The sequence below is a fragment of the Ramlibacter sp. genome, assembly GCF_035548915.1.
GTDB lineage: Bacteria > Pseudomonadota > Gammaproteobacteria > Burkholderiales > Burkholderiaceae_C > Ramlibacter.
The window spans coordinates 184,073-205,245 of the sequence record NZ_DASZSE010000039.1 but is presented as its reverse complement, the minus strand read 5'-3'; the positions used below and the strand labels follow the sequence as shown (position 1 = coordinate 205,245).

General features: G+C 67.7%; 20 protein-coding genes. 4 read left to right on the top strand and 16 right to left on the bottom strand.

Annotated elements, in window-relative coordinates; all coding sequences use genetic code 11:
* Positions 1-4: 4 nt before the first annotated feature.
* The 9 genes from VHA82_RS15155 to VHA82_RS15115 form a co-directional block, all read right to left on the bottom strand.
* Positions 5-1,540 (bottom strand): tripartite tricarboxylate transporter permease, encoded by a 1,536-nt coding sequence (locus VHA82_RS15155; RefSeq protein WP_325545129.1) that lies wholly within the window; start codon positions 1,538-1,540, stop codon positions 5-7.
* 25 nt (positions 1,541-1,565) lie between these two features.
* Positions 1,566-2,132 carry a tripartite tricarboxylate transporter TctB family protein gene (locus VHA82_RS15150; protein WP_325545127.1) on the bottom strand — a complete coding sequence of 189 codons (567 nt, stop codon included), beginning with the start codon at positions 2,130-2,132 and terminating at the stop codon, positions 1,566-1,568.
* Positions 2,129-3,139, bottom strand: a complete 1,011-nt coding sequence (locus VHA82_RS15145) for a tripartite tricarboxylate transporter substrate binding protein (RefSeq protein WP_325545125.1) — start codon at positions 3,137-3,139, stop codon at positions 2,129-2,131. The genes VHA82_RS15150 and VHA82_RS15145 overlap by 4 nt, the downstream gene beginning before the upstream one ends.
* Positions 3,140-3,244: 105 nt before the next feature.
* Positions 3,245-4,312 (bottom strand): dihydrodipicolinate synthase family protein, encoded by a 1,068-nt coding sequence (locus VHA82_RS15140; RefSeq protein ID WP_325545123.1) that lies wholly within the window; start codon positions 4,310-4,312, stop codon positions 3,245-3,247.
* A 400-nt stretch (positions 4,313-4,712) separates the two neighbouring features.
* Positions 4,713-5,303: a hypothetical protein gene (locus tag VHA82_RS15135; RefSeq protein WP_325545121.1), complete on the bottom strand. Its 591-nt coding sequence runs from the start codon at positions 5,301-5,303 to the stop codon at positions 4,713-4,715.
* Positions 5,304-5,410: 107 nt separating this feature from the next.
* On the bottom strand, positions 5,411-6,991 hold the full coding sequence (locus tag VHA82_RS15130) for a M10 family metallopeptidase (RefSeq protein WP_325545119.1): 1,581 nt from the start codon (positions 6,989-6,991) through the stop codon (positions 5,411-5,413).
* Between the two features lie 122 nt (positions 6,992-7,113).
* Entirely contained in the window at positions 7,114-7,965 is an 852-nt protein-coding gene (locus VHA82_RS15125) for a fumarylacetoacetate hydrolase family protein (protein ID WP_325545116.1), read from the bottom strand.
* A gap of 22 nt (positions 7,966-7,987) precedes the next feature.
* Positions 7,988-8,734 carry an SDR family NAD(P)-dependent oxidoreductase gene (locus VHA82_RS15120; RefSeq protein WP_325545114.1) on the bottom strand — a complete coding sequence of 249 codons (747 nt, stop codon included), beginning with the start codon at positions 8,732-8,734 and terminating at the stop codon, positions 7,988-7,990.
* The gene (locus VHA82_RS15115) at positions 8,731-9,465 is read right to left on the bottom strand and encodes an SDR family oxidoreductase (protein WP_325545112.1); all 735 of its coding nucleotides are present in this window, start codon (positions 9,463-9,465) and stop codon (positions 8,731-8,733) included. Before VHA82_RS15115 ends, VHA82_RS15120 begins: the two co-directional genes overlap by 4 nt.
* A gap of 107 nt (positions 9,466-9,572) precedes the next feature.
* On the opposite strand from VHA82_RS15115, the gene VHA82_RS15110 reads away from it, so the two are divergent.
* Positions 9,573-11,087 carry an altronate dehydratase family protein gene (locus VHA82_RS15110; RefSeq protein ID WP_325545110.1) on the top strand — a complete coding sequence of 505 codons (1,515 nt, stop codon included), beginning with the start codon at positions 9,573-9,575 and terminating at the stop codon, positions 11,085-11,087.
* A gap of 18 nt (positions 11,088-11,105) precedes the next feature.
* Here VHA82_RS15110 and VHA82_RS15105 read toward each other — a convergent pair whose 3' ends face one another.
* The 6 genes from VHA82_RS15105 to argB form a co-directional block, all read right to left on the bottom strand.
* Positions 11,106-11,441, bottom strand: coding sequence for a hypothetical protein (locus tag VHA82_RS15105; protein ID WP_325545108.1), 336 nt, complete (start codon positions 11,439-11,441; stop codon positions 11,106-11,108).
* Between the two features lie 138 nt (positions 11,442-11,579).
* Complete coding sequence (gene pdeM / locus VHA82_RS15100; protein ID WP_325545106.1) at positions 11,580-12,266, bottom strand: ligase-associated DNA damage response endonuclease PdeM; 687 nt, start codon at positions 12,264-12,266, stop codon at positions 11,580-11,582.
* A 43-nt stretch (positions 12,267-12,309) separates the two neighbouring features.
* Positions 12,310-12,948 carry a nucleoid occlusion factor SlmA gene (gene slmA, locus VHA82_RS15095; RefSeq protein WP_325545104.1) on the bottom strand — a complete coding sequence of 213 codons (639 nt, stop codon included), beginning with the start codon at positions 12,946-12,948 and terminating at the stop codon, positions 12,310-12,312.
* Positions 12,949-13,066: 118 nt separating this feature from the next.
* Positions 13,067-14,458: an ATP-binding protein gene (locus VHA82_RS15090; RefSeq protein ID WP_325545102.1), complete on the bottom strand. Its 1,392-nt coding sequence runs from the start codon at positions 14,456-14,458 to the stop codon at positions 13,067-13,069.
* A gap of 33 nt (positions 14,459-14,491) precedes the next feature.
* Positions 14,492-15,193: a response regulator transcription factor gene (locus tag VHA82_RS15085; protein WP_325545100.1), complete on the bottom strand. Its 702-nt coding sequence runs from the start codon at positions 15,191-15,193 to the stop codon at positions 14,492-14,494.
* Positions 15,194-15,265: 72 nt separating this feature from the next.
* Positions 15,266-16,156: an acetylglutamate kinase gene (argB, locus tag VHA82_RS15080; RefSeq protein WP_325545098.1), complete on the bottom strand. Its 891-nt coding sequence runs from the start codon at positions 16,154-16,156 to the stop codon at positions 15,266-15,268.
* Between the two features lie 274 nt (positions 16,157-16,430).
* On the opposite strand from argB, the gene VHA82_RS15075 reads away from it, so the two are divergent.
* From VHA82_RS15075 to VHA82_RS15065, 3 genes are all read left to right on the top strand, one after another.
* On the top strand, positions 16,431-16,871 hold the full coding sequence (locus VHA82_RS15075) for a hypothetical protein (protein WP_325545096.1): 441 nt from the start codon (positions 16,431-16,433) through the stop codon (positions 16,869-16,871).
* A 111-nt stretch (positions 16,872-16,982) separates the two neighbouring features.
* Positions 16,983-18,692, top strand: a complete 1,710-nt coding sequence (locus VHA82_RS15070) for an MFS transporter (RefSeq protein WP_325545094.1) — start codon at positions 16,983-16,985, stop codon at positions 18,690-18,692.
* A gap of 17 nt (positions 18,693-18,709) precedes the next feature.
* Entirely contained in the window at positions 18,710-20,500 is a 1,791-nt protein-coding gene (locus VHA82_RS15065) for a peptide ABC transporter substrate-binding protein (RefSeq protein ID WP_325545092.1), read from the top strand.
* A gap of 165 nt (positions 20,501-20,665) precedes the next feature.
* Here VHA82_RS15065 and VHA82_RS15060 read toward each other — a convergent pair whose 3' ends face one another.
* Positions 20,666-20,932, bottom strand: coding sequence for a GlsB/YeaQ/YmgE family stress response membrane protein (locus tag VHA82_RS15060; RefSeq protein ID WP_325545090.1), 267 nt, complete (start codon positions 20,930-20,932; stop codon positions 20,666-20,668).
* Between the last annotated feature and the right edge of the window lie 241 nt (positions 20,933-21,173).

Below are 21,173 nucleotides of genomic sequence, written 5' to 3'. Positions count from 1 at the left end.
GTTTTCAGGCGCGGCGTGCGAAGAGCGAGCGCACAGTGCCGAACACGGCGGACTTCACGCGATTCAGGCCGCGTTTGACGGGCGGGACGTACAGCAGGATCGTGAAGATCGTGACGACGGCGAATGCAAGCGCGATGGGCCGCGTGAAGAACGGCACGAGGCTGCCGTCGGACAACACGAGTCCGCGGCGCAGGCTCTTGTCGAGCAGCGGACCGAGCACGAGGCCCAGCACGAGCGGCGCCATCTCGTAGCCGCGCTTTCTGAGGAAGAAGGCGAGCACGCCGATCACGATCATCACATAGACGTCGAAGAGGCGCGAGGCGGTAGCGAAGGCGCCCACGACGCACAGCAGGAACACGATCGGCATCAGGATCGCGCGGCGCACCTTCAGGATGTGCAGCAGCGGCCGCACGCCGAAGAGCCCGAAGAGCAGGATCGTGATGGTGGCAAGCGTCGTCATCGCGACCACTTCGTAGATGAAGTGCGGATGCTCGATCATGAGCATCGGGCCGGGCTGCACGCCGTGGATGATCATCGCGGCCATCAGCACGGCCGAAGGCGCCGAGCCCGGGATGCCGAGGGCGAGCGAGGGAATGATATGGCCCGGCACGGAAGACATGTCGCCCGTCTCGGCGGCCATGAGGCCGTCGATCGATCCCTTGCCGAACTTCTCCTTTTCCCGGCTCACGGCCTTGGCGGCCGCATAGGACATCCATGCGCCGGCGTCTTCGCCCACGCCGGGGAGCAGCCCCGTGAGCACGCCGATGACGCCGGAGCGCAGCACGGTCCAGCGGTAGATCCAGATTTCGCGCCAGCGCGGCAGCACCGAGTCCCGCAGGTCCTCGATCCTGCGCTCGATGGGATCGGAAAGCGTCGTGAGCACTTCCGCGAGGCCGAACGCGCCCACGAGCGCGGGGATGAGCGCGAAGCCACCCGCGAGTTCGTCCCAGCCGAAAGTGAACCGGTTGTACGCATAGAGGCCCTCCTGCCCCACCTGTGCAAGGAAGAGCCCGAGCAGGCCCATGAGCCAGCCTTTGAGCGGGTCCTGCCCGACGATGCTGCCCGACATCGTCACGCCGAAGAGCGCGAGCCAGAAGAACTCGAACGCGCCGAACTGCAGCGCCACTTCGGCCAGCATCGGCGTGAAGAGCGCAAGGCAAACCACGCCGATCAGCGTGGAGACGAAAGCGCCCGAGGTCGCGATGCCGATCGCGCGCCCGGCCTGGCCCTGCTTCGCGAGCGCATAGCCGTCGGCGCAGGACGCCGCATTCGCCGCCGTGCCGGGGATGTTCAAAAGGATCGCCGTGCGCGAGCCGCCGTAGAGCGCCCCCACGTACGAGCAGATCAGCACGAGGATCGCCTGGTTCGCCGGCAGCTTGATCGTGAGCGTGGTGAGCAAGGCGATCGCGAGCGTCGCAGAGAGGCCGGGCAGGATGCCCATCACGATGCCGACGAATGCGCCGCCCAGGCCGTAGAGCAGCGTCATCGGGTGCATGAAGCTGAGCCACGCCTCGCCGAGGTCGGACAGTCCTTGCATCATGGGAAACGCTGGAGGAGAAAAACGATTACGGCAGCCGGACCAGGAAGAGGTCCTGGAACACCGCCTGGGTGATGACGGAAGCGGCCACCGCGATCGCGAGCGCCTTCAGGACGAGGCGAAGCGTGATGCGGCGCTCGGCCGGTTCGCTCGCCATGCGCTGCATGACGAGGATCGATGCGAACACGTAGATGCTGGAGGCGAGCCAGAACGGCAGGCCGTGCCCGATCAGCACGACGCCGTAGCCGACGCACAGGCTCGTGACGACCGCGACGCGCTTGCGCTCCTCGCGCGCGAGCGCATCGGCGGGCGGCTTCGCGAGCTTCAGCGCCCCGCGTTCGACGCTGCGCACGGCCAGCGCGCTGCCCAGCAGAATCATGGCCAGGCCCAGCAAGCCGGGCAGGAGGCCCGGCACCGTGTACGGATTGATGTTCTGCGATTCGAGCCGGTCCATGGTGATGGAGCCCACGAGCACGGCGACACCCAGCGCGATCCAGAGGACCGCACCGCGCAAGTCGGTGCGCGGGTGCTGCCGCCCGTCGTCCCCGTGCTGGGTCGCCTCGTTCGCGGCGGCGCTGGCTACGCCTTCGGTCATTGCGGCTTCGGGATGCCCACCGTGTCGGGCGACACCTTGGTCTTGCCGCTCGCGTGCAGGTTCCACGCGTTGGCCTGGATCGCGGGGAACACGGCCTTCTGCGCGGCGTCGCCGTAGAGCGGATTGAAGAGCGCCCCGCGACTCGTCGCGTATTTCCTGAGCGCCTCGCTCTTCGGGATCACGTCGCGCCAGATGCGCTCCACGGTCTTCACCACGTCGTCGGGCACGCCGTTGGGGATGAAGATGCCGAAGTAGTTCGCGGGCGCATTGAAGCCCTTGATCGTGTCCGACAGCGGCGGGATGATGCCGTAGCCTTCGAGCTCGACCGGCTTGTCGCTCACGGTGGCGAGCGGGCGCAGGCGCTTGCCGCGGATCATGTCGGCCTGCTCCACGGCCAGCTGGGTCGTGGCATCGGCCTCGCCCGAGACGGTGGCGACCACGGCCGGGTTGCCGCCGTCGTAGCTCACTTCCTTGTACTTCACGCCGGTGGCCTTCACGATGAAGTCCATCGCGTTGTGGCCGGCGGAGGTCACGCCCGCCGTCGCGACGCTGATCTGCCCGGGCTTGGCCTTCATGTCGTCGATGAATTCCTTCGCGTTCTTCCACGGCCGCGACGGGTTCACGCCGATCACCTGGATGTTGGCGACGTTCAGGAAGAGGTGCCAGTCATGGATGCTCGTGTTCACGGAGCCGAGCGTCTGGTAGGTGCCCAGGTCCTGCGCGGCCCCGGCGGTCCAGGTGTAGCCGTCTTTCGGTGCGTCGAGCGCGCTCTTGGTGCCGATCGCGCCGGAGGCGCCCGGCTGATTCACGATGACGATGGTCTGGCCGAGCGCCTTCTCCAGTTCGGCGGCGGCGACACGCGTCACCTGGTCGGTGGAGCCACCGGCGGCCCAAGGCACGATCAGGTTGATCGGGTGGGTCGGCTTCCAGTTCTGCGCGGCGGCGGGCCCGGCTGCCGCGATGAGCGCTGCCGCGGCAGCGGCCGAGAGAAAGAAGCGTTTCTGCATGGTTGTCTCCAGGGGCATTAATTCCCGATTTGGTGAATTATGACTGTACGGGTTCCATCGCGGCACTGTCAATGGTGGAGAAACCGAAGGGCAGCCCTTGCGTTGTCACTCGAGCCATCTTTGCAGGTTCTCCCGGACGAACGCATCGTCCGTGAGATGCGGGTAGTCGCGCGCCACGCGCGAGAGCTCTGTCGCCTGGCCTTCGCTCAGCCCCTCGCCGGGATCGAGGCACCACGTGCCTTGCAGCAATCCCTGCCGCCGCAGGATCTCATGGCACCCCGCGATGCACCCGTGGAAGTCGTGCGCCACGTCGAAGAGCGCGGCATTGCAATCGGTGACCTGTGCATCCAGCGCGAGCAACTCGGGCGTCACGTGCCCCGCCTCGATCGCCGCGTGAATACGCTCCAGCAACTGCACGGCTGCGCGCGTCCAGACGCTCCAGTGGCCCAGCAGCCCGCCTTTGACGCGCACCGTGACCGGCTCGCCGTCGCGCATGAAGGTGAAGGGCGCGAGCAGGTCCAGCACGATGTGATCGTCGTTGCCGGTGTAAAGCGTCACCCGCTCCTCGGCGCGCGCGGCCACGACGCCTCGGATCACGTCGAGCGTGCGATAGCGGTTGAACGGCGCCATCTTGATCGCGACCACGTTGTCGATCTCGGCGAAGCGGCGCCAAAAGGATGCTGGGAGGTGCATGCCGCCCACCGCCGGCTGCAGGTAAAAACCCACGAGCGGCATCGCTTCGGCGACGGCGCGGCAGTGCGCGACGAGCTCGTCTTCGCTCGATCCCGCAAGCGCCGCGAGGCTCAGGAGCGCCGCGTCATAGCCGAGTCCCCGCGCGATGCCCGCTTCGCGCGCTGCCTGCGGCGTGCGTCCCGCCAGGCCCGCCACCATGAAGAGCGGCCGTTCGCCGCCAAGCGGGACCCATTCGCGCGCGGTGCGCATCGCAAGCTCCAGCACGGGCTCGTAGAGGCCGGCGTCGCGGATCGCGAATTGCGTGGAGTGCACGCCCACGGCCGCGCCGCCCGCGCCCGCGTCGAGGTAGTAGCGCGTCATCGCGCGCTGCCGTCTCGCGTCGAGCTTGCGCTCGGCATCCAGTGCGAGCAGGTGCGCGGGAATCGCGGCGCCACGCCGCAGGACGGCAAGCCGTTCGGGAGAAATGTCGGACCAGTGCATGGATTCGCGCTTTCAGTGTTTCAGTATTGCCCGTCGCGCAGTTCGTGGTGCGCGGGCTTGCCCCACAAAGCAGGCGGACATTATTAACGAATTGGTGAATTAAAGCCAGGACGGTCGGTCTTACAACGAAAGCACCGAGACGCGCGCCCTGCGTGTAGGACAACGCCCAATTCGTTCGCCGATGTGTTGGCGCACGGTGGCCGCCTGCGAAAGAATCAGGGACTGACACGGCCTGCGAGGAGGCCACCATGCACACTCCATCGATGATTCGTGAAGCGGCTTCCACCCGCGGCTTTTCCACGTGCGATCCTGAACGCCGAGGCGTGCTGTGCGCGATGCAAGGCGTCGCCGCGCGTTGCGCTGCGGCGGGAGCTCGCGCGGCCGACCTCTCGAGCCCGCGTCAGCGTGGCTTGGCGCCCGCAGCGCTCTTGCCGCGCGGCGGAGGTGGCAGGGAATTGGGCGAGAGCTTCGCGGGCTCGGTCGGCCCGTAGGAATTCCAGTCCACTTCCGACTCGCTCACTTCCAGCCCCGAGCTCACGTCGTCCATGAGGCCCGGTCTGCTGGACGGGGGCTCGCGCTCCTCGTCCAGATCGCGCAGCTTGCCGTGAATCTGCTCGGGTGGCGTCGACTTGTGCGAGACCGCCTGCAGCCGCTCGAGGATCCACTTCTGCGGTAGCGCCACGCCGCTGGTCGGGCCGGCCACGGTGACCAGCATGTCGCCCCAGTCGAGCCGCACGTCGATGGCCTTGTTCAGCCCCTTCACGAGGTAGGCCGACACCGCGTCGATGCGCTCCTGGTTCCATTCGAGCCGCTCGGCGCGCAGCTCGACGAGCAGCAGTGTGTCGCTGCCGTCCAGCACGCGATAAGCCTTGACGGAGCATCGGATGCCCACGTCCATCAGCAACCGGACGCTCGCCTCCTCGATCATGCGCAACCGCGCCGACCAGGGCGTGAGTGCGTCGCGGATGCGCCCTTTCAGTCCTTGGCCCATCTGCTCCTCCAGGCTTCCAGCTCGTTGTACTGGCTCCCCAAGCGAATGTTACAGCATTCGCGAAATTATCTCAAATTGTTTCAGAGCCTCGCCGCCGGCCGTCTGGCTCAGACGTATTCCAGGCCGGTCGTCATCAGTTCGCTGAGGCCGATGTGCACCGCGTTGATCCCGGTCTCGGCGGCCAGGACACCCAGGCTCGCGGGGGTTTGCGCGCCACTGTCGAGGAGGCCGGTCAGCGTGGCGAGCATGATCGAGTCGGCAGGCGCACCGACCACGTTCGTGTAGAGCGTCTGCACCACGGTTGCGTGGCTCGCCTGCGGTCCCAGCACGACGTTCAGCGCGAGTTGCATCAGGTCGGTTTCGCTCATCCCCCCATCCACGAGACCGAGCGCGACGCCGACCACGCTGGCGTTGCCCACGCACCAGGCACCGGCGGCCGCGCCGAGCACCTTGGCCACTTCGCCCGCATTACCCGAAAGATCGAGCGCGAGCCCGTGGTCGGAGAACTGGAGCCGTTCGGTGCCGGTGGTCACGATGTCCGAATCGGTCGGCACGACCTGCACCCGCCAGTTGGACGCGGCCGGGTTCCATATGACGGTGTGGCTCGCGAGGGTGCCGCTGAAAATCGCGTGGTCGAGCCCCGCGCCGCCATCGAGCGTGTCGTTGCCGCTGCCGCCTTCCAGCGTGTCGTCGCCGGCGCCGCCCGCAAGCGAGTCGTCGCCGCCGCCGCCTTGCAGATCGTTCGCGACTGCGTTGCCGACGATCGTGTCCGAGCCGGCGCCGCCGATCGCGTTCTCGATCGTCGTGTCGTACGCGATCGCGATGTTGTTCGTCATCGCGTTCACGGCGCTGAAGCTGCCCGCGTCGAGGTTGATCGTCCCCGGCGCGGAGAAGCCGCTGAAGTCGAGCGTGTCGTTGCCGCCGGAGTCGTAGATCGCAAGGACCGGGTTCGGGTTCTGCGCGAAGTTGTAGATCGCGCTCGTCGCGCCCGTGATGTTGCTGTTGAAGCCGTAGACCGTGTCGCCCAGCCGCGTCGTCGTGGACGCGCCATACATCGACTGGATGGCGAGGATGTCGTTGAGCATCGGCGTCTGCGGATCGACTTCCGCGCCGTTGCTGCCGATCGTCCAGTCGGCGCCCTGGACGCCGCTGCTGAAATACGGGCCGTTCGGTCCGAAGTACGACATCACCGAAAAGACCGTGGAGTCCTGGAAGGACGAGGGCGAGAAAGCGGCGCCGTCGTAGTCGCCCATGTGCTCGAGCCCCAGCGCATGCCCCAGCTCGTGCACGTAGGTCGTGAAGCCGTAGTTGCCGGGCTGCGCGCCCTTCAGATTGTTGATGCCGCTCGAAAACGCGCTGTTCAGCCAGGTGCTGCCGAAGTTCGGGAAGTATGTGTGCGCGAAGTCGCTCATGGTCGACGAGAAGGCGACTTCGATGTCCGAAGTGATGGAACTCGTCTGCTCGAAATTCGGGGCGATCAGGTCGTCCCACAGTTCGAGCGCGAGCTTCATCGACGCCTGAGTCGCACTGTCGGCCGCCTGGAAGCCCGCGAACTCGCTCGAGTCGGCGCTCTGCATCCCGAGCACGGTGCTCGGAAACGCGTACGTGATGATGTTCTGGCCCGTCCACCTCATCCCGCTGTCGAGCTGGGCGATCACCTGGGCCTGCGTCCACACCGGCAGAGTCATGCTGGTTCCCGAGTCCACTGGATACTGAACCGGGGATTGTCAGTCAACTCGCCGCCAGGCGCTACGATCGAGACGGACGGGCTCGCGCACGGCACAGCCGTTGGAGACAAATTCACGCAGAGCTACGGCTTGAAACCAATGACCTCCTGCCGCTGCTCGCCGAGCCCCTCGATACCGAGCGTCATCACGTCGCCCTTTTTCAGGTACTTCGGCGGCTTCATGCCCAGTCCCACGCCCGGTGGAGTCCCGGTCGTGAGGACATCGCCAGGCAGCAGCGTCATGAAGTGGCTCACGTAGCTCACGAGCTTCGCGACGTTGAAGATCATCGTGCGCGTATTGCCGGTTTGCATGCGCTCGCCGTTCAGGTCGAGCCACATGTCGAGCTTTTGCACGTTCTCGATCTCCTCCGCGGTCACGAGCCAGGGCCCCAGGGGCCCGAAGGTATCGCAGCCCTTGCCCTTGTCCCACTGGCCGCCGGGCTTTTCGAGCTGGTATTCGCGCTCGCTCACGTCGTTGCAGATCGTGTAGCCCGCCACGTGCGCAAGCGCATCCTTCGCGGGCACGTAGCGCGCGCGCGTGCCGATCACGACCGCGAGTTCCACTTCCCAATCGGTCTTCACCGATGCGCGCGGCAGCATCACCGGATCGTTCGGCCCCTGGATGCAGCTCGTCGCCTTCGTGAAGACCACGGGCTCCTTGGGGATGGGCGCGCCCGATTCCGCGGCATGGTCGGCGTAGTTCAGGCCGATCGCGATGAACTTGCCAACGCCGCTGACCGGGCAGCCGAGGCGAGGCTTGCCGCGCACGAGCGGAAGCTTCGCCGTGTTCGCCTTGCGAATCCTCGCAAGCCCCGGCTGCCCGAGTTGCAGCGGGCCGATGTCGCCCACGACCGGGCTCAGGTCGCGCAGCCGGCCGTCGGCATCGATGAGCCCGGGCTTTTCGCGTCCCGGATTGCCGTAGCGCACGAGTTTCATTGCATGCTTTCCTTCTTTGCAGTCAGTAAGTGGATCGTCCGCCCGAGAGATCGAACACCGCGCCCGTGGAGAACGAACACTCCTCGGTGCAAAGCCAGCCGACGAGGGCCGCGATCTCCTGCGGCGCACCGAAGCGCCCCATCGGGATCTTCGAGAGCATGAACGCGATGTGTTCGGCCGTCATCTGGTCGAAGATCGCCGTCTTCACCGCCGCGGGCGTCACGCAGTTCACGCGGATGCCGCTGTCGGCGAGTTCCTTGCCGAGCGACTTCGTGATCGCGATCACGCCCGCCTTGCTCGCGCTGTACGCGCTCGCGTTCGGATTGCCGTCCTTGCCCGCCACGGAGGCGATGTTCACGATGCGGCCGTAGTTCGCTTCGCGCATCGCCGGCACCACCGCGCGGCAACAAAGAAAGAGGCCGGTGAGATTGACATCCATCACCTTGCGCCAGGCATCGGGCGGATAGTCCCACAGCTTCGCATTGGGCCCGGTGATGCCGGCGCTGGTCACCAGCGCATCGACGCGCGCCGAGACGGCAAGCGTCGCCTTCATCGCGCGCTGCACGCTCGCCTCGTTCGCCACGTCGACGGCGACGAACGAAGCCGCCCCGCCGAGCTCCATGGCAGCGGCGGTGCCGGCCACTTCGTCACGATCCCAGATCGTGATGGCGCCGCCCGAAGCGGCCAGGCGCTGCGCGATCGCGAAACCCAACCCCGCGGCGCCGCCCGTCACGATCGCGTGGCGGCCATTGAAATCGAGCCGGTTCATATCGTGATGCCGCCGTCCACGCAGTACGCCTGTCCGGTGACGAACGCCGACTCGTCGCTTGCGAGGTAGACGACGAGCGGCGCGATCTCTTCGGCCGTGGCGAGCCGTCCCATCGGCTGGCGCGCGATGAAGGCCTTGCGAGCGGCTTCGGGATCGGCATTCACGTTGATGCGGTCCGCAAGCGAAGGCGTATCCACGGTGCCCGGGCAGATCGCGTTGCAGCGGATGCCGTCGGCCACGTAGTCGGCGGCCACGCTCTTCGTGAGGCCGATCACGGCGGCCTTCGTCATGCCGTAGATGAAGCGGTTCGGCAGGCCCTTGATGCTCGAGCACACGCTCGCCATGTTGATGACGCTGCCGCCGCCCGAGCGAAGCATTCGCGGCACCGCCGCCTGGATGGACCAGTACTGCGAACGCACGTTCAGGTTCAGCGCGAAATTCCATTCCTCGTCGGTCGCCTGCAGGACCGTTCCGCTGTGCACGTAGCCAGCGCAATTGAAGAGCACGTCGACGGCGGGCATGGCGGAGATCACCTTGTGGATCGCGTCCTTGTCCAGCACGTCGAGCTGCACCGCGCGCACGCCGTCGATGCCTTCATACCCATCGAGCAGTCTCGGGTTGAGGTCGGTGGCCCACACTTGCGCGCCCTCGGCGGCGAGCGCAAGCGCGCTCGCGCGGCCGATGCCCTGGCCCGCGGCGGTGACAAGCGCGGCCTTGCCTTCGAGTCTCATCGTGTCTCCTTGGATGCGCCGGATGCGGCCTTCGCAATCCCGTCCCATCATAATGGGCCCGAAGTGGAAGGCCGCAGGGCGGCGAACGCCGAACCGAGGAGACCGTGATGACACCTTTCATTCGACTCCATCCCGGCGACGACGTCGTCATCGCCCGCGGGCAACTCCTCGGCGGCACGGCCGTCGAGAACGTCACCGCGAGGGGCCTCATCCCGCCGGGCCACAAAGTCGCGACACGCGACATCGCCCCCGGCGAGCCCGTGCGCCGCTACAACCAGATCATCGGTTTCGCCGCGCGAGCCATTGCCGCCGGCGAGCACGTGCACACGCACAACCTCGCCATGGGCGAGTTCGAGCGCGACTACGCGTTCGGCGCGGACGCGAAGGCCGAGCCGCCGAAGCGCGACGCCACCTTCATGGGCATTCGCCGCGCCGACGGCCGCGTCGCCACGCGCAACTTCATCGGCATCCTCTCCAGCGTGAACTGCTCGGCGACCGTGGCGCGCGCGATCGCGGATCACTTCTCGCGCCGCAGCAACCCCGCCGCGCTGCAGGACTTTGCTCAAGTCGACGGCGTCGTCGCGCTCACGCACGGCACGGGGTGCGGCATGGATACCGAGGGCCTGGGCATGCACATCCTCGAGCGCACGCTCGCGGGCTATGCGACGCACGCGAACTTCGCGGCGGTGCTGGTGGTCGGACTCGGCTGCGAAGCCAACCAGATCAACGCCTGGCTCGCGCATTCGAGCCTGCGAGAAGGCGACACGCTGCGCGTCTTCAACATCCAGGATGCGGGCGGCACGCGCAGGACCGTGGAGAAGGGCATCGCGCTCGTGAACGCGATGCTGCCGCAGGCGAACCGCGTGCAACGCGAACCGTGCGGCGTGTCGCACATCACGATCGGGCTGCAATGCGGCGGCTCGGATGGGTATTCCGGGATCAGCGCGAATCCGGCGCTCGGTGCGGCCGTGGACATCCTCGTCGCGCATGGCGGCACGGCGATCCTGTCCGAAACGCCGGAAATCTACGGCGCCGAGCACCTGCTCACGCGGCGCGCCGTGTCGCGCGAGGTCGGCGAAAAGCTCGTCTCGCGCATCAAGTGGTGGGAGCACTACACGAAGATCAACGACGGCGAGATGAACAACAATCCCTCGCCCGGCAACAAGGCGGGCGGCCTCACGACGATCCTCGAGAAATCGCTGGGCGCGATCGCCAAGGGGGGCACGACCAACCTGCAGGCGGTCTACGAGTACGCGCAGCCCGTGGCGGCGCACGGCTTCGTGTACATGGACACGCCGGGCTACGACCCGGTGAGCGCGACCGGGCAGGTCGCGGGCGGCGCGAACATCATCTGCTTCACGACCGGACGCGGCTCGGCCTACGGCTGCGCGCCTTCACCTTCGCTGAAGCTCGCCACCAACACGGCGCTGTGGCAGCGGCAGCAGGAAGACATGGACATCAACTGCGGCGAGATCGTGGACGGCCTCGCCTCGATTCGGGAAATGGGACAGCGCATCTTCGAGCTCGTGCTTGCCACCGCCTCGGGCCGCGCGACGAAGAGCGAGCTGCACGGCTACGGGCAAAACGAGTTCGTGCCGTGGCAGGTCGGCGCGGTGATGTGAACCGGGGCGGGGGGCGCTTCAATCCTTCAGGCGCAGCCAGCGGCGGAAGTCGAGCCGCGACTCCACGTTCGGCGGCACGCGTACCCAGTGCGACTCCGCGACGGTCGTCGTGGTCGTCACGCCCGGGCCGCCCAGCACGCTCGTGTCGCTCGACGCCACGCTGTTCAACCGGTTGGCCTGGCTGCTTGTGGACGAGATCATCGGATTGGCGGGAACACCCGGCGTCACCGCGATCCCGGCGCCCGAGCCGACCGTCGCCCCGGATGACGACTGCACGGTGCTCTGCGCCATCGCGGGCGCGGCCAGAACCGCGGCGAGCGCGGCGAGCGCGCAACCTGTCTTCAGTGCATGCATGATGCTCTCCTTCAAAATCGGTGGTGCTGTGATGGTGCTGTGATAGTGCTTATTGCACGCGCCGGACGCGGCGCTCTTCGCCAGCGCGCACCGATCCCGCTTGTAGGCTCGCGGCCTACCGCGATGGCTATCGCCGGCCTATGGCAGAGGCAGCGCCGGCAGCGCGCGCACGACGCCATCCGCGACAGGGAAGATGCGATCGCCCGCGCGCGGGTCGATGCGATGCATGCCGGTGAAGCTGCCGAAGGCGGGCAGCACGCCCACCGCCTGATGAGGCAAGGCGCCCGTGTCGTCGCCGAGCCAGAAGCACGGCAGCCTCAGCGTTTCGAACGCGCGCCCCGACACGCTGATGCAGGGGTGCCAGTGGCCCGCGATCACGTAGCGGCTGGACACCGGCTCGGGGTGATGGCACAGCGCGAACGGCCCCGCCACGAACGGTTCGTCGACGATCTCCAGGCGCAGCGTCGCGGGCGGATCGCCCGCGCGGTCGTCGTGGTTGCCGCGCACGAGCGTCATGGCAAGTTGCGCGTGCGCTTGCCGCCATGCGTGAAGCGCGGCGAGCGTGCCGCTCGCATGCGAGCGCACCGAATGCAGGAAGTCGCCGAGGAAGACGACGTGGCTCGCTTGCGTATCGGCGATCGCCTGCGAAAGCCTCGCGAGCGTTTCGGTCGTCGTGCCGCGCGGCACGGGCACGCCGAGTCTGCGGAAACTCACCGCCTTGCCGAAGTGCGCGTCGGCGATGAGCAGCGTGCGCGATTCGCAGAGGAACGCGGCTCCGGTCGGGTGAAGCAGGACGCTCTGGCCTGCGAGGGTAATGCGCAGCATGGGATCGGCGGGGTAGCCGACGGGCACCCCGCCCGCGTGCCTGTCACACCATCCGCTTCAGGCTCGCCTCGAGATGCTCCGAAGGCGCGCGCTTGAAGCCGCTGCGCGCGAACCGCTGCAGCCGCCCGGCGATGAACGACGTGAGCATCGAGGCGCGCACCTGCGCTTCCACCGTGGGCGTGGCACTTTGCTGCGCCTCGCCCGCTTCGCGCAGGCACTGGCGAAGCGACGCCTCGACCTTGTCGAAGAACTGGTTCATGCGCTGCTGCAGCCGTTCGTTCTCGTACACGAGCGCGTCGCCGACCATCACGCGCGTCATGCCCGGATTCTTCTCGGCGAACTGGATCAGCATCGCGACGATGCGGGCGGCCTGCTGCGCGCCCGCGGGCTCGCGTTCGGTGATCTGGTTGATGAGCGTGAAGACGCTCTGCTCGATGAACTCGATGAGTCCTTCGAACATCTGCGCCTTGCTCGCGAAATGGCGGTAAAGCGCCGCCTCGCTCACATCGAGCTTGGCCGCGAGCGCCGCGGTGGTGATGCGTTCGGCCCCCGGCTGTTCCAGCATGGTGGCCAGGGCCTGCAGAATCTGCACCCGGCGTTCCCCTGGCTTGGGGCGCTTGCGGGGCGCCGCCACCGATTCGGCGGCGGCCATCTCGTTGGAGCTGATGTCGGCGTCGGACATGGGCGGGTGTTGATGCCGGGCCATTCTCGCACACTGCCGGACAGGGATTTTCCCTGTGGCGAGGGGATGGCGGCGGCGTGCACGAAGGCGCGGCTCGATCGCATCACGGAACCGCGAATCACCGCAGGACGAGCGTGACTTTCAAGCCGCGGCCGGCCGCGCCCGACTGCAACTGCAGCTGGCCGCGGTGCACGCGCGCGATCTCGGCGGCGATCGCGAGGCCGAGCCCCGTGCCCTCGCCTTGCGTGCCCGGCAGCCGATAGAAGCGCTCGAGGATGCGCTCGCGTTCCTCGATGGGCACGCCCGGGCCGTCGTCCTCCACCTCGAGAAACGCGGCGTCGGCGAGCGGGCCGCAGCGGATCGTCACCGTGCCGCCTTCGGGCGTATAGCGGATCGCGTTGTCCACGAGATTCGCGAGCAGCTCGCGCAGGAGCCAGTCGTGTCCCATCGCGGACGCAGGCCGCGCCTCGAGGCCGAGGTCGATACGCTTCGCCTCGGCCGCGTCGAGATGCGACTCGAGGATCGACTCGCACAGCGCCTTCAGCTCCACCGGCCGCAGCGGCTCGGACTGCATCCCGCTCGAGTCGGCGCGCGACAGCGCGAGCAAGCGGTTGGCCAGTTGGGACGTGCGGCGCGTCGCGTGGCGCAACTGCTCGATCTCGCTCGCGGGCAGCTCGAGCCTCGCTTCGCGCGATTGCGCAGCGGCCTGTGCCCAGGCCTCCACCTGCGACTGCAGCGCCGCGAGCGGCGTGCGCAACTGGTGCGCGGCATCGGCGACGAAGCGGCGCTGGCTTTCGGCCTGCGCATTCACGAGCGCGAAGAGGCGATTGAGCGAATCCACGAGCGGGCGCACCTCCCTGGGCGACGCGCTGTCGTCGATCGCGCTCAGGTCGCGCGGCGAGCGGCCTTCCACTGCCGCTGTCAGCTCGATGAGCGGCTTCAGCGCGAGCGACACGGCCCAGCGCACGGCGAGCGCCGCCGCCGCGACGAGGACGAGGTTGGGCAGCAGCACCTTGAAGACGATCGCGCTCGCCCATTGCTGGCGCGGATCGGAGCCGTCGGCGACGACGACGGCGATCTGGCCCAGCACCGTCTGGTGCCGCTGCGCCACGATGCGCCATGTGATGCCGCGCCGCTCCTCGCTGTGGAACTCGGGCTCGCTCGATGCGGGCACGATGCCCGCGAGCCAGTCGGCGCCCCGAAGCACCTTGCCGTCGGGGTCGAGGATGGCGTAGGCCGAATGCGATTCCTTCAGGAACTCCTCGACCCCGGGCGCGAGCAGCATCACGGGCGGATCGCCCGGCGCGGTGCCCGCGCTGATCACCGAATCGGCGAAGAGCGGCTCGAGCGCGAACAGTCGCTCGTCCTGCTTTTCGGCCACGTTGTCAGCGGAGCGCCAGTCGAACCACGCGTTGGCAAGCGCGAGCGCGATGAGCGGCGCGATCAGCATCACCACGAGACGGCGGCGCAGGCCGGAGGCGATGCCGAGGACCTTGCGCGTGGCCGTCATGCGATGGACCGGGTCCCGCCGCCACCCTGGCGCCTATTGGCCATCCGCCGCGCGCAGTTCGAGCCGATAGCCGAACCCGCGGATCGACCGCAGCGCCACGCCATGCGGCTCGAGCTTGCCGCGCAGCCGCGAGATATAGACCTCCACCGCGTTGGGCGTGATCTCCTTGTCCCAGCCGGTGAGCGCCTGCAGCAGCTTGTCCTTCCCGGCGGGCTTGGGGGCGTTGATCATCAGGTATTCCAGCACCGTCCACTCGCGCGGGCCGAGGTCGATCGGAAGCTCCTGGCCGTCGCGCCTCGCGTAGGCACGGCGGTTGGCCGTGTCGAGTTCGATCGGCCCGAACGACAGCACCGCCGACGTCGCGGCCTGCGAACGCCGCAGCAGCGCGCGCAGCCGCGCGAGCAGCTCGGGCAGTTCGCAGGGCTTCACCATGTAGTCGTCGGCGCCGAGGTCGAGGCCTTGCACGCGGTCCTGCAATGCGTCGCGCGCGGTGAGGATCAGCACCGGCATCGACGGATTCGCCATGTCGGGCTTGCGCAGGCGCCGGGTGAGCTCGAGACCGTTCATCTGCGGCAGGCCGATGTCGATGATGGCGATATCGAATGGTTCCTGGCGCAGCGCCTCCTCCGCGCGCTCCGCGTTGCCGACCCAGTCGACGGCGTAGCCCGCGTTCGTGAGTCCGAGCTTGATGCCGCTCGCCACCAGGACGTCGTCTTCCACGAGGAGCAGGCGCATGGCGGTATTGTCCCTCAGGCGCCGGGGGACGGCCGGCGCGCGGGATCGCCCGCGAAGCCGCCGAGCGCCTTTTCAGTGCGAGCGGATCATCGTGCCGTATGCCTGATCCGTGAGGATCTCGAGCAGCATCGCATGCGGCACGCGGCCGTCGATGATGTGTACCGCGTTCACGCCGCTCTTGGCCGCGTCGAGCGCGCCGCCGATCTTGGGCAGCATGCCGCCCGAGATCGTGCCGTCGGCGAAGAGTTCGTCGATCTCGCGCGCGGACAGATCGGTGAGGAGCTTGCCCGACTTGTCGAGCACGCCGGGCGTATTGGTGAGCAGCACGAGCTTTTCGGCGCCAAGGACGATCGCGAGCTTGGCGGCCACGACGTCGGCGTTGATGTTGTAGCTCTCGTTGTTCTCCCCGAAGCCGATCGGGCTCACGACGGGAATGAAGCGGTCTTCCTGCAGAGCCTGCACCACGGCCGGGTCGATCGCGACGATGTCGCCCACCTGGCCCAGGTCGTGTTCCTTCCGCGGGTCCTGCAGGTCGGCCATCTTCAGCTTGCGCGCGCGAATGAGGCCGCCGTCGCGGCCCGTGAGGCCCACGGCCTTGCCGCCGGCCTGGTGGATGAGACCCACGATGTCCTGCTGCACTTCGCCGGCCAGGACCCATTCGACGACCTCCATGGTCTCCGCATCGGTGACCCGCATGCCCTGGACGAACTCGCCCTTCTTGCCGAGCCGGTTGAGCGCCTGCTCGATCTGCGGGCCGCCGCCGTGCACGACCACGGGGTTGATGCCGACCAGCTTCAGCAGCACGACGTCTTCGGCGAAGTCCGCCTGCAGTTCGGGATCGGTCATGGCGTTGCCGCCGTACTTGATGACCATCGTCTTGCCGTGGAAGCGGCGGATGTAGGGCAGTGCCTGCGCGAGGATCTCCGCCTTGTCCCGCGGAGAGATGGGAGTGGAAGTGGTCATCGCATGCGCTCGGATGTTCGCGCGGATTGTGCCGCAATCGGCCGATGCCCCCCGCTGGAGCTTCGCGCCCGGATTCGGCTGCCACCGCGCGAGCGGATTCGCCGGGGCTCTCCATCTCGCATTGCATTCGGAACCCGCCTCCGGCATGATCCACGCCGCCCTGCCCGCTCCGGAGGGATCGAGCCCGGTTTCGTGCCGGCGTCTCGACCGGTCCGCGGCCGGGAAGGCCAGGGAGTTCTCGCGCAGTGCCGCCGACCTCGGCGAGGAGAACAGCATGGACACCCGGCCACAGCCCCCGGCGCAGGCGCCTCGAAGCGCCGCGGAGCCAGTCGATGGTCATCGCGCCTTCGACTTCGCGTGGCTCATCTATCCGTTCGTGATCGCATGCGGCGCGTACGTCGGATGGTTCGGCTGGCCCACGAATTCGCGCGCGCTGGAGCTGCGGGCGCAAGAGCTCGTATCGGCCGCTTCGAGGGGCGACGCCACGGATGCCTATCGATTGCTTGCACTGTCCGAAGGCGAGCGGCAGCGCAGGAGCGCGTGGTGGAAGAGCGCCGCGCAGGGCCTCGGGCAAAGCGAGGTCGTGAACGTGAGGATCGACTCGAGCGGCCGGATGGCGACTGTGACACTGCGACAGGTGAGCACTCGGACGACCCACGAAACGGTGTGGAGACAAGAAGGCGGCGTCTGGTATGTCGCGTATGACGGGCAATGAGGGACCCGTTGCTTTCGATGTTCGCGCCGGCCGAATTCCGATGCGCCGTGCCGGCTGAAGTCCGACTTCGAGGATGGAGAGTCGCGCGGTCCCGTCCTATCATGCTTGTCCATGATGCCCCTGCCCAACCTTCTCGCCACGCGCTGGGGCCGCCTCAGCGCGTTCTTCCTGCTGTACATCACCGAGGGCATCCCGCTCGGATTCGCGGCGACGGCGGTGGCCACGCAGTTGCGCCGCCAGGGCGTGGGGCCGGCGGAGATCGGCGCGTTCGTCGCCTCGTTCTACCTGCCGTGGGCGTTCAAGTGGGCGGCGGGCCCGCTCGTGGACGTGTTCCGCAGCAAGCGCTGGGGCCACCGGCGCGGCTGGATCCTCGGCACGCAGCTCATGCTGTCGCTCACGATCCTCATGCTGATCCCCGTGCCGCTGCCGCAGGCGCTCTGGCTCTTCACGATCATCCTGCTCGTGCACAACAGCTTCGGCGCGATCCAGGACGTCGCGATCGACTCGCTCGCGGTCAACACGCTCGGCGAAGACGAGCGCGGCCTCGCCAACGGCCTGATGTTCGCGGGCGCCTCCATCGGCCAGGGCGTCGGTGGCAGCGGCGTGCTCTACCTCATGGATTTCGGCCTGCCGTTCCAGGCGACCTTCGTGTTCGTGTCGCTCTCGATCCTCGCGGTGACGGCCTTCGTGGTGCTGCCGATGCGCGAGGCCCTCTCCGACGCCATGGCTTCGATCGGCACGGGCTGGCGCGCCGCCGGCTCGGAGATGAAGAAGTTCGCGGTGGAGTCGTTCCGCTCGTTCGTGGGCACCAAGGGCGCCTTCCTCGGCGTCTTCTTCTCGCTGATGCCGGCCGGCGCGATGTCGCTCGGACTCGCGTTGCAGTCGAACCTGTCGGTGGAGCTGGGCATGACCGACGGCGAGGTCGCCGACCTGAACCTCTGGTCGATCATCATCTCGGCGCTCGCGATGGTGCTGGGCGGCTGGCTCTCGGACAAGTGGGGGCGGCGGCGCACGCTCGCCGTGTACCTGCTCGGCATGAGCCTTCCGGTCGTGTACCTGATGGTCGTGCTGTACCAGCACCACTACATCATGCCGCGGGCGCCCAATTCGCCGCCGATCCCCGAGCTGATCACGGTGCTCTGGATCGCTTCGCTCACCTACGCGGTGTTCCAGGGCCTCATGTACGGCACGCGCTCGGCCATCATGATGGACGTGACCAACCCCGCCGTCGCGGCCACGCAGTTCACCGCCTACATGGCGATGATGAACCTCGCGATCGCGATCGCGGCCACGTGGCAGGGCATCGCGATCGAGGCGTGGGGGTATCCGATGACGCTGCTCGTGGATGCGATCACCGGGCCCGCGTGCGTGCTGCTGCTGCCCTGGATGAAGCGCAAGTCCGAAGGCTTCACCGACGCGCTCGCCGAAGGCCGCGCGCGCAAGACGGCCTGGGTGCTGGGCGTGCTGTGCGTGCTGTGGCTGCCGTACTGGGCGGTGCGGGACGAATTCGGCGCGGCGCAGCCGATCATGGCGACCTTCTATACGCTCGTGTTCATCGCCTCGGCGCTTTTCCTGCTTGCGGGCCGTGAAGTGCTGAAGCAGGCGGCAGGCCTGTGGCACCGCGCGGCGTTGTGGGCGGCGCTGCTGCTTTTTGCGATGTATGCGCGCAACTGGCTCGACAAGCTGAAGGATTCCCCGCTCTTCGCGGTGGCGAACGCGCTCGTCTATCTCGCTCCCCTCGCGGGCGGCATCGTGCTGCTGGCGCTCGCCGGGCGCAACTGGCACGCGGTGGGGATCGAAAAGGAGCCGCAGCCGGCGTAGCGGCACACGGAGGCGCCATGGAAGCCCGAGACCTGCTTGCTCGCATCGACGCGGTCCGCACCGGCCGCGCGACGCGCCGAAGCTTCATCGCGGACATGGCGTCGCTTGGCATCGGCGGCCCCGCCGCCGCGCAACTGCTGATGCACGCCGGCATCGCGAACGCGCAATCGCCCTTTCGATACAAGCCCGCGAAGCGAGGCGGCGGCGGCACGCTGAAGATGCTCATGTGGCAAGGCCCGACGCTGCTGAACCCCTACCTCGCGACCGGCGCCAAGGACATCGCCGCCTCGCGCATCTTCTACGAGCCGCTCGCCAACTGGGACGGCGACGCGAACCTCGTGCCCGTGCTCGCCGCGGAGATTCCGACGCTAGACAATGGCGGCGTGGCCCGCGACGGCCGCAGCGTCACGTGGAAGCTGAAGCGCGGCGTCGTCTTTCACGACGGCCACCCGTTCACCGCCGACGACGTCGTCTTCAACTGGGAATACGCGCGCGATCCGGCGACGGCCTCCACGCAGATCAGCGTCTACCAGCAGATCCAGGTCGACAAGCTCGACTCGCACACGGTGCGCTTCACCTTCGAGCGGCCCACGCCATTCTGGGCCGACGCGTTCGTGGGCGGCGGCGCGGGGGTGCTGCCGAAGCATCTCTTCGCTGCGTACAAGGGCGCGAAGTCGCAGGAAGCGCCGCACAACCACAAGCCGGTGGGCACGGGCCCCTACCGGTTCGTGGATTTCAAGCCGGGCGACATGCTGCGCGCCGAGCTGAACCCGAACTACCACCTGGCCAACCGGCCTTTCTTCGATGCGATCGACATGAAAGGCGGCGGCGACCCGACATCGGCCGCGCGCGCCGTGATCCAGACCGGCGAATACGACTACGCATGGAACATGCAGGTGGAAGACGACATGCTGCGGCGGCTCGAAGACGGCGGGCGGGGCCGCGCGGTCTTCGTGCAGGGGCCGGACGTGGAATTCGTCTTCCTCAACTTCACCGATCCGTGGACCGAGGTCGACGGCGAGCGCTCCAGCACGAAGACGAAGCACTTCGCCTTCAGCGATCTCAGGGTACGCCAGGCGATGTCGCTCCTCATGGACCGGTCGAGCATCCAGAAGTTCATCTATGGCAGAAGCGGCGCCGTGTCGAACAACTGGATCAATGCGCCGGCGCGATACCGTTCGCCGAACACGCGCGCCGAATTCGACATCGAACGCGCCTCGCAGCTGCTGGAAGCCGCGGGCTGGAAGCCAGGTGCGGACGGCGTGCGCGCGAAGGACGGCCGCAGGATGAAGTTCCTGTTCCAGACGTCGATCAATCCCGTTCGGCAGAAGACGCAGGCCGTCGTGAAGCAGGCGTGCCGGAAAGCGGGCATCGAAGTCGAACTGAAAGCGGTGACCGCCTCGGTATTCTTCTCCGCCGACGTGGCCAATCCCGACACCAACGGGAAATTCATCGCCGACTTCGAGATGTTCGGCGTGAGCGGCGCAGCACCCGATCCGCAGCGCAACTTCGACCGCTTCGTGAGCTGGGAAGTCGCGTCGAAGGCGAACAAGTGGGAAGGCCGCAACATCGCTCGCTGGCGCAGCGACGAGTTCGACCGCCTCTACCGCGCCGCGCAGTTCGAGCTCGATCCGGTGAAACGCGCCGCGATGCTGATCCGCATGAACGACATGGTGGTGGGCGACGGCGCGATCGTGCCGCTCATCGCGCGGGCCAACGTCCACGCGGCGGGCAACCGGCTCGTCACGCGCGCGTCGTCGTGGGACACGGATTTCTGGGCGATCCAGGACTGGTACCGCGACGGCTGATGCCGGGCGAAAGAAGGCGAGCGGAAAGCGAGCGCACGCCCGAACGGCGGCAACGGCGGCTGCGCCGAGCGTCGGGGACGCACAGACGCAGACGGGCGGCTGCGCCGCCCGCCCCTCGGCTCGTGACGGTGGTCGGCCCCGCGCCGCCACCGGAGCAAGCCTGACTCAGCGCATCCGCCCGCGGCGGAACAGGTTCACGATCGCGAGCAGGATGATCGCGCCCACGAGCGACACGACGACCGAGCCGATGCTGATGCCTTCGTTGATGGTGCCCACGCCCACGAGCGGCGAGATGACCCAGCCGCCGATGAAGGCGCCGACGATGCCCACGACGATGTTCAGCAGGATGCCCTGCTGGGCATCGGTACGCATGACGAGACTGGCGAGCCAGCCGACGATACCGCCCACGATGATCCAGATGAGGAAACTCATTTCACACTCTCCTTTGCCGCACACGGCGCGTTGTTGAAAGTGATTGCGGTCCGTGAGGTGCCGCGACCACCCGCCACCCATCGAGGGGGCTGGTGCTGCTCACTATGGTTTTGCCCGAGTGCGTCCGGCGTAGTCAGGCGTAAGGGCCAAAAGTGCGCAGCCGCCGCGTGGCCGCGTCGGACAAGCGCTCATCGCGATGGACGCGCTTCGCTGCTCGCCCCGGCGGCCGCTTCTCGACAAC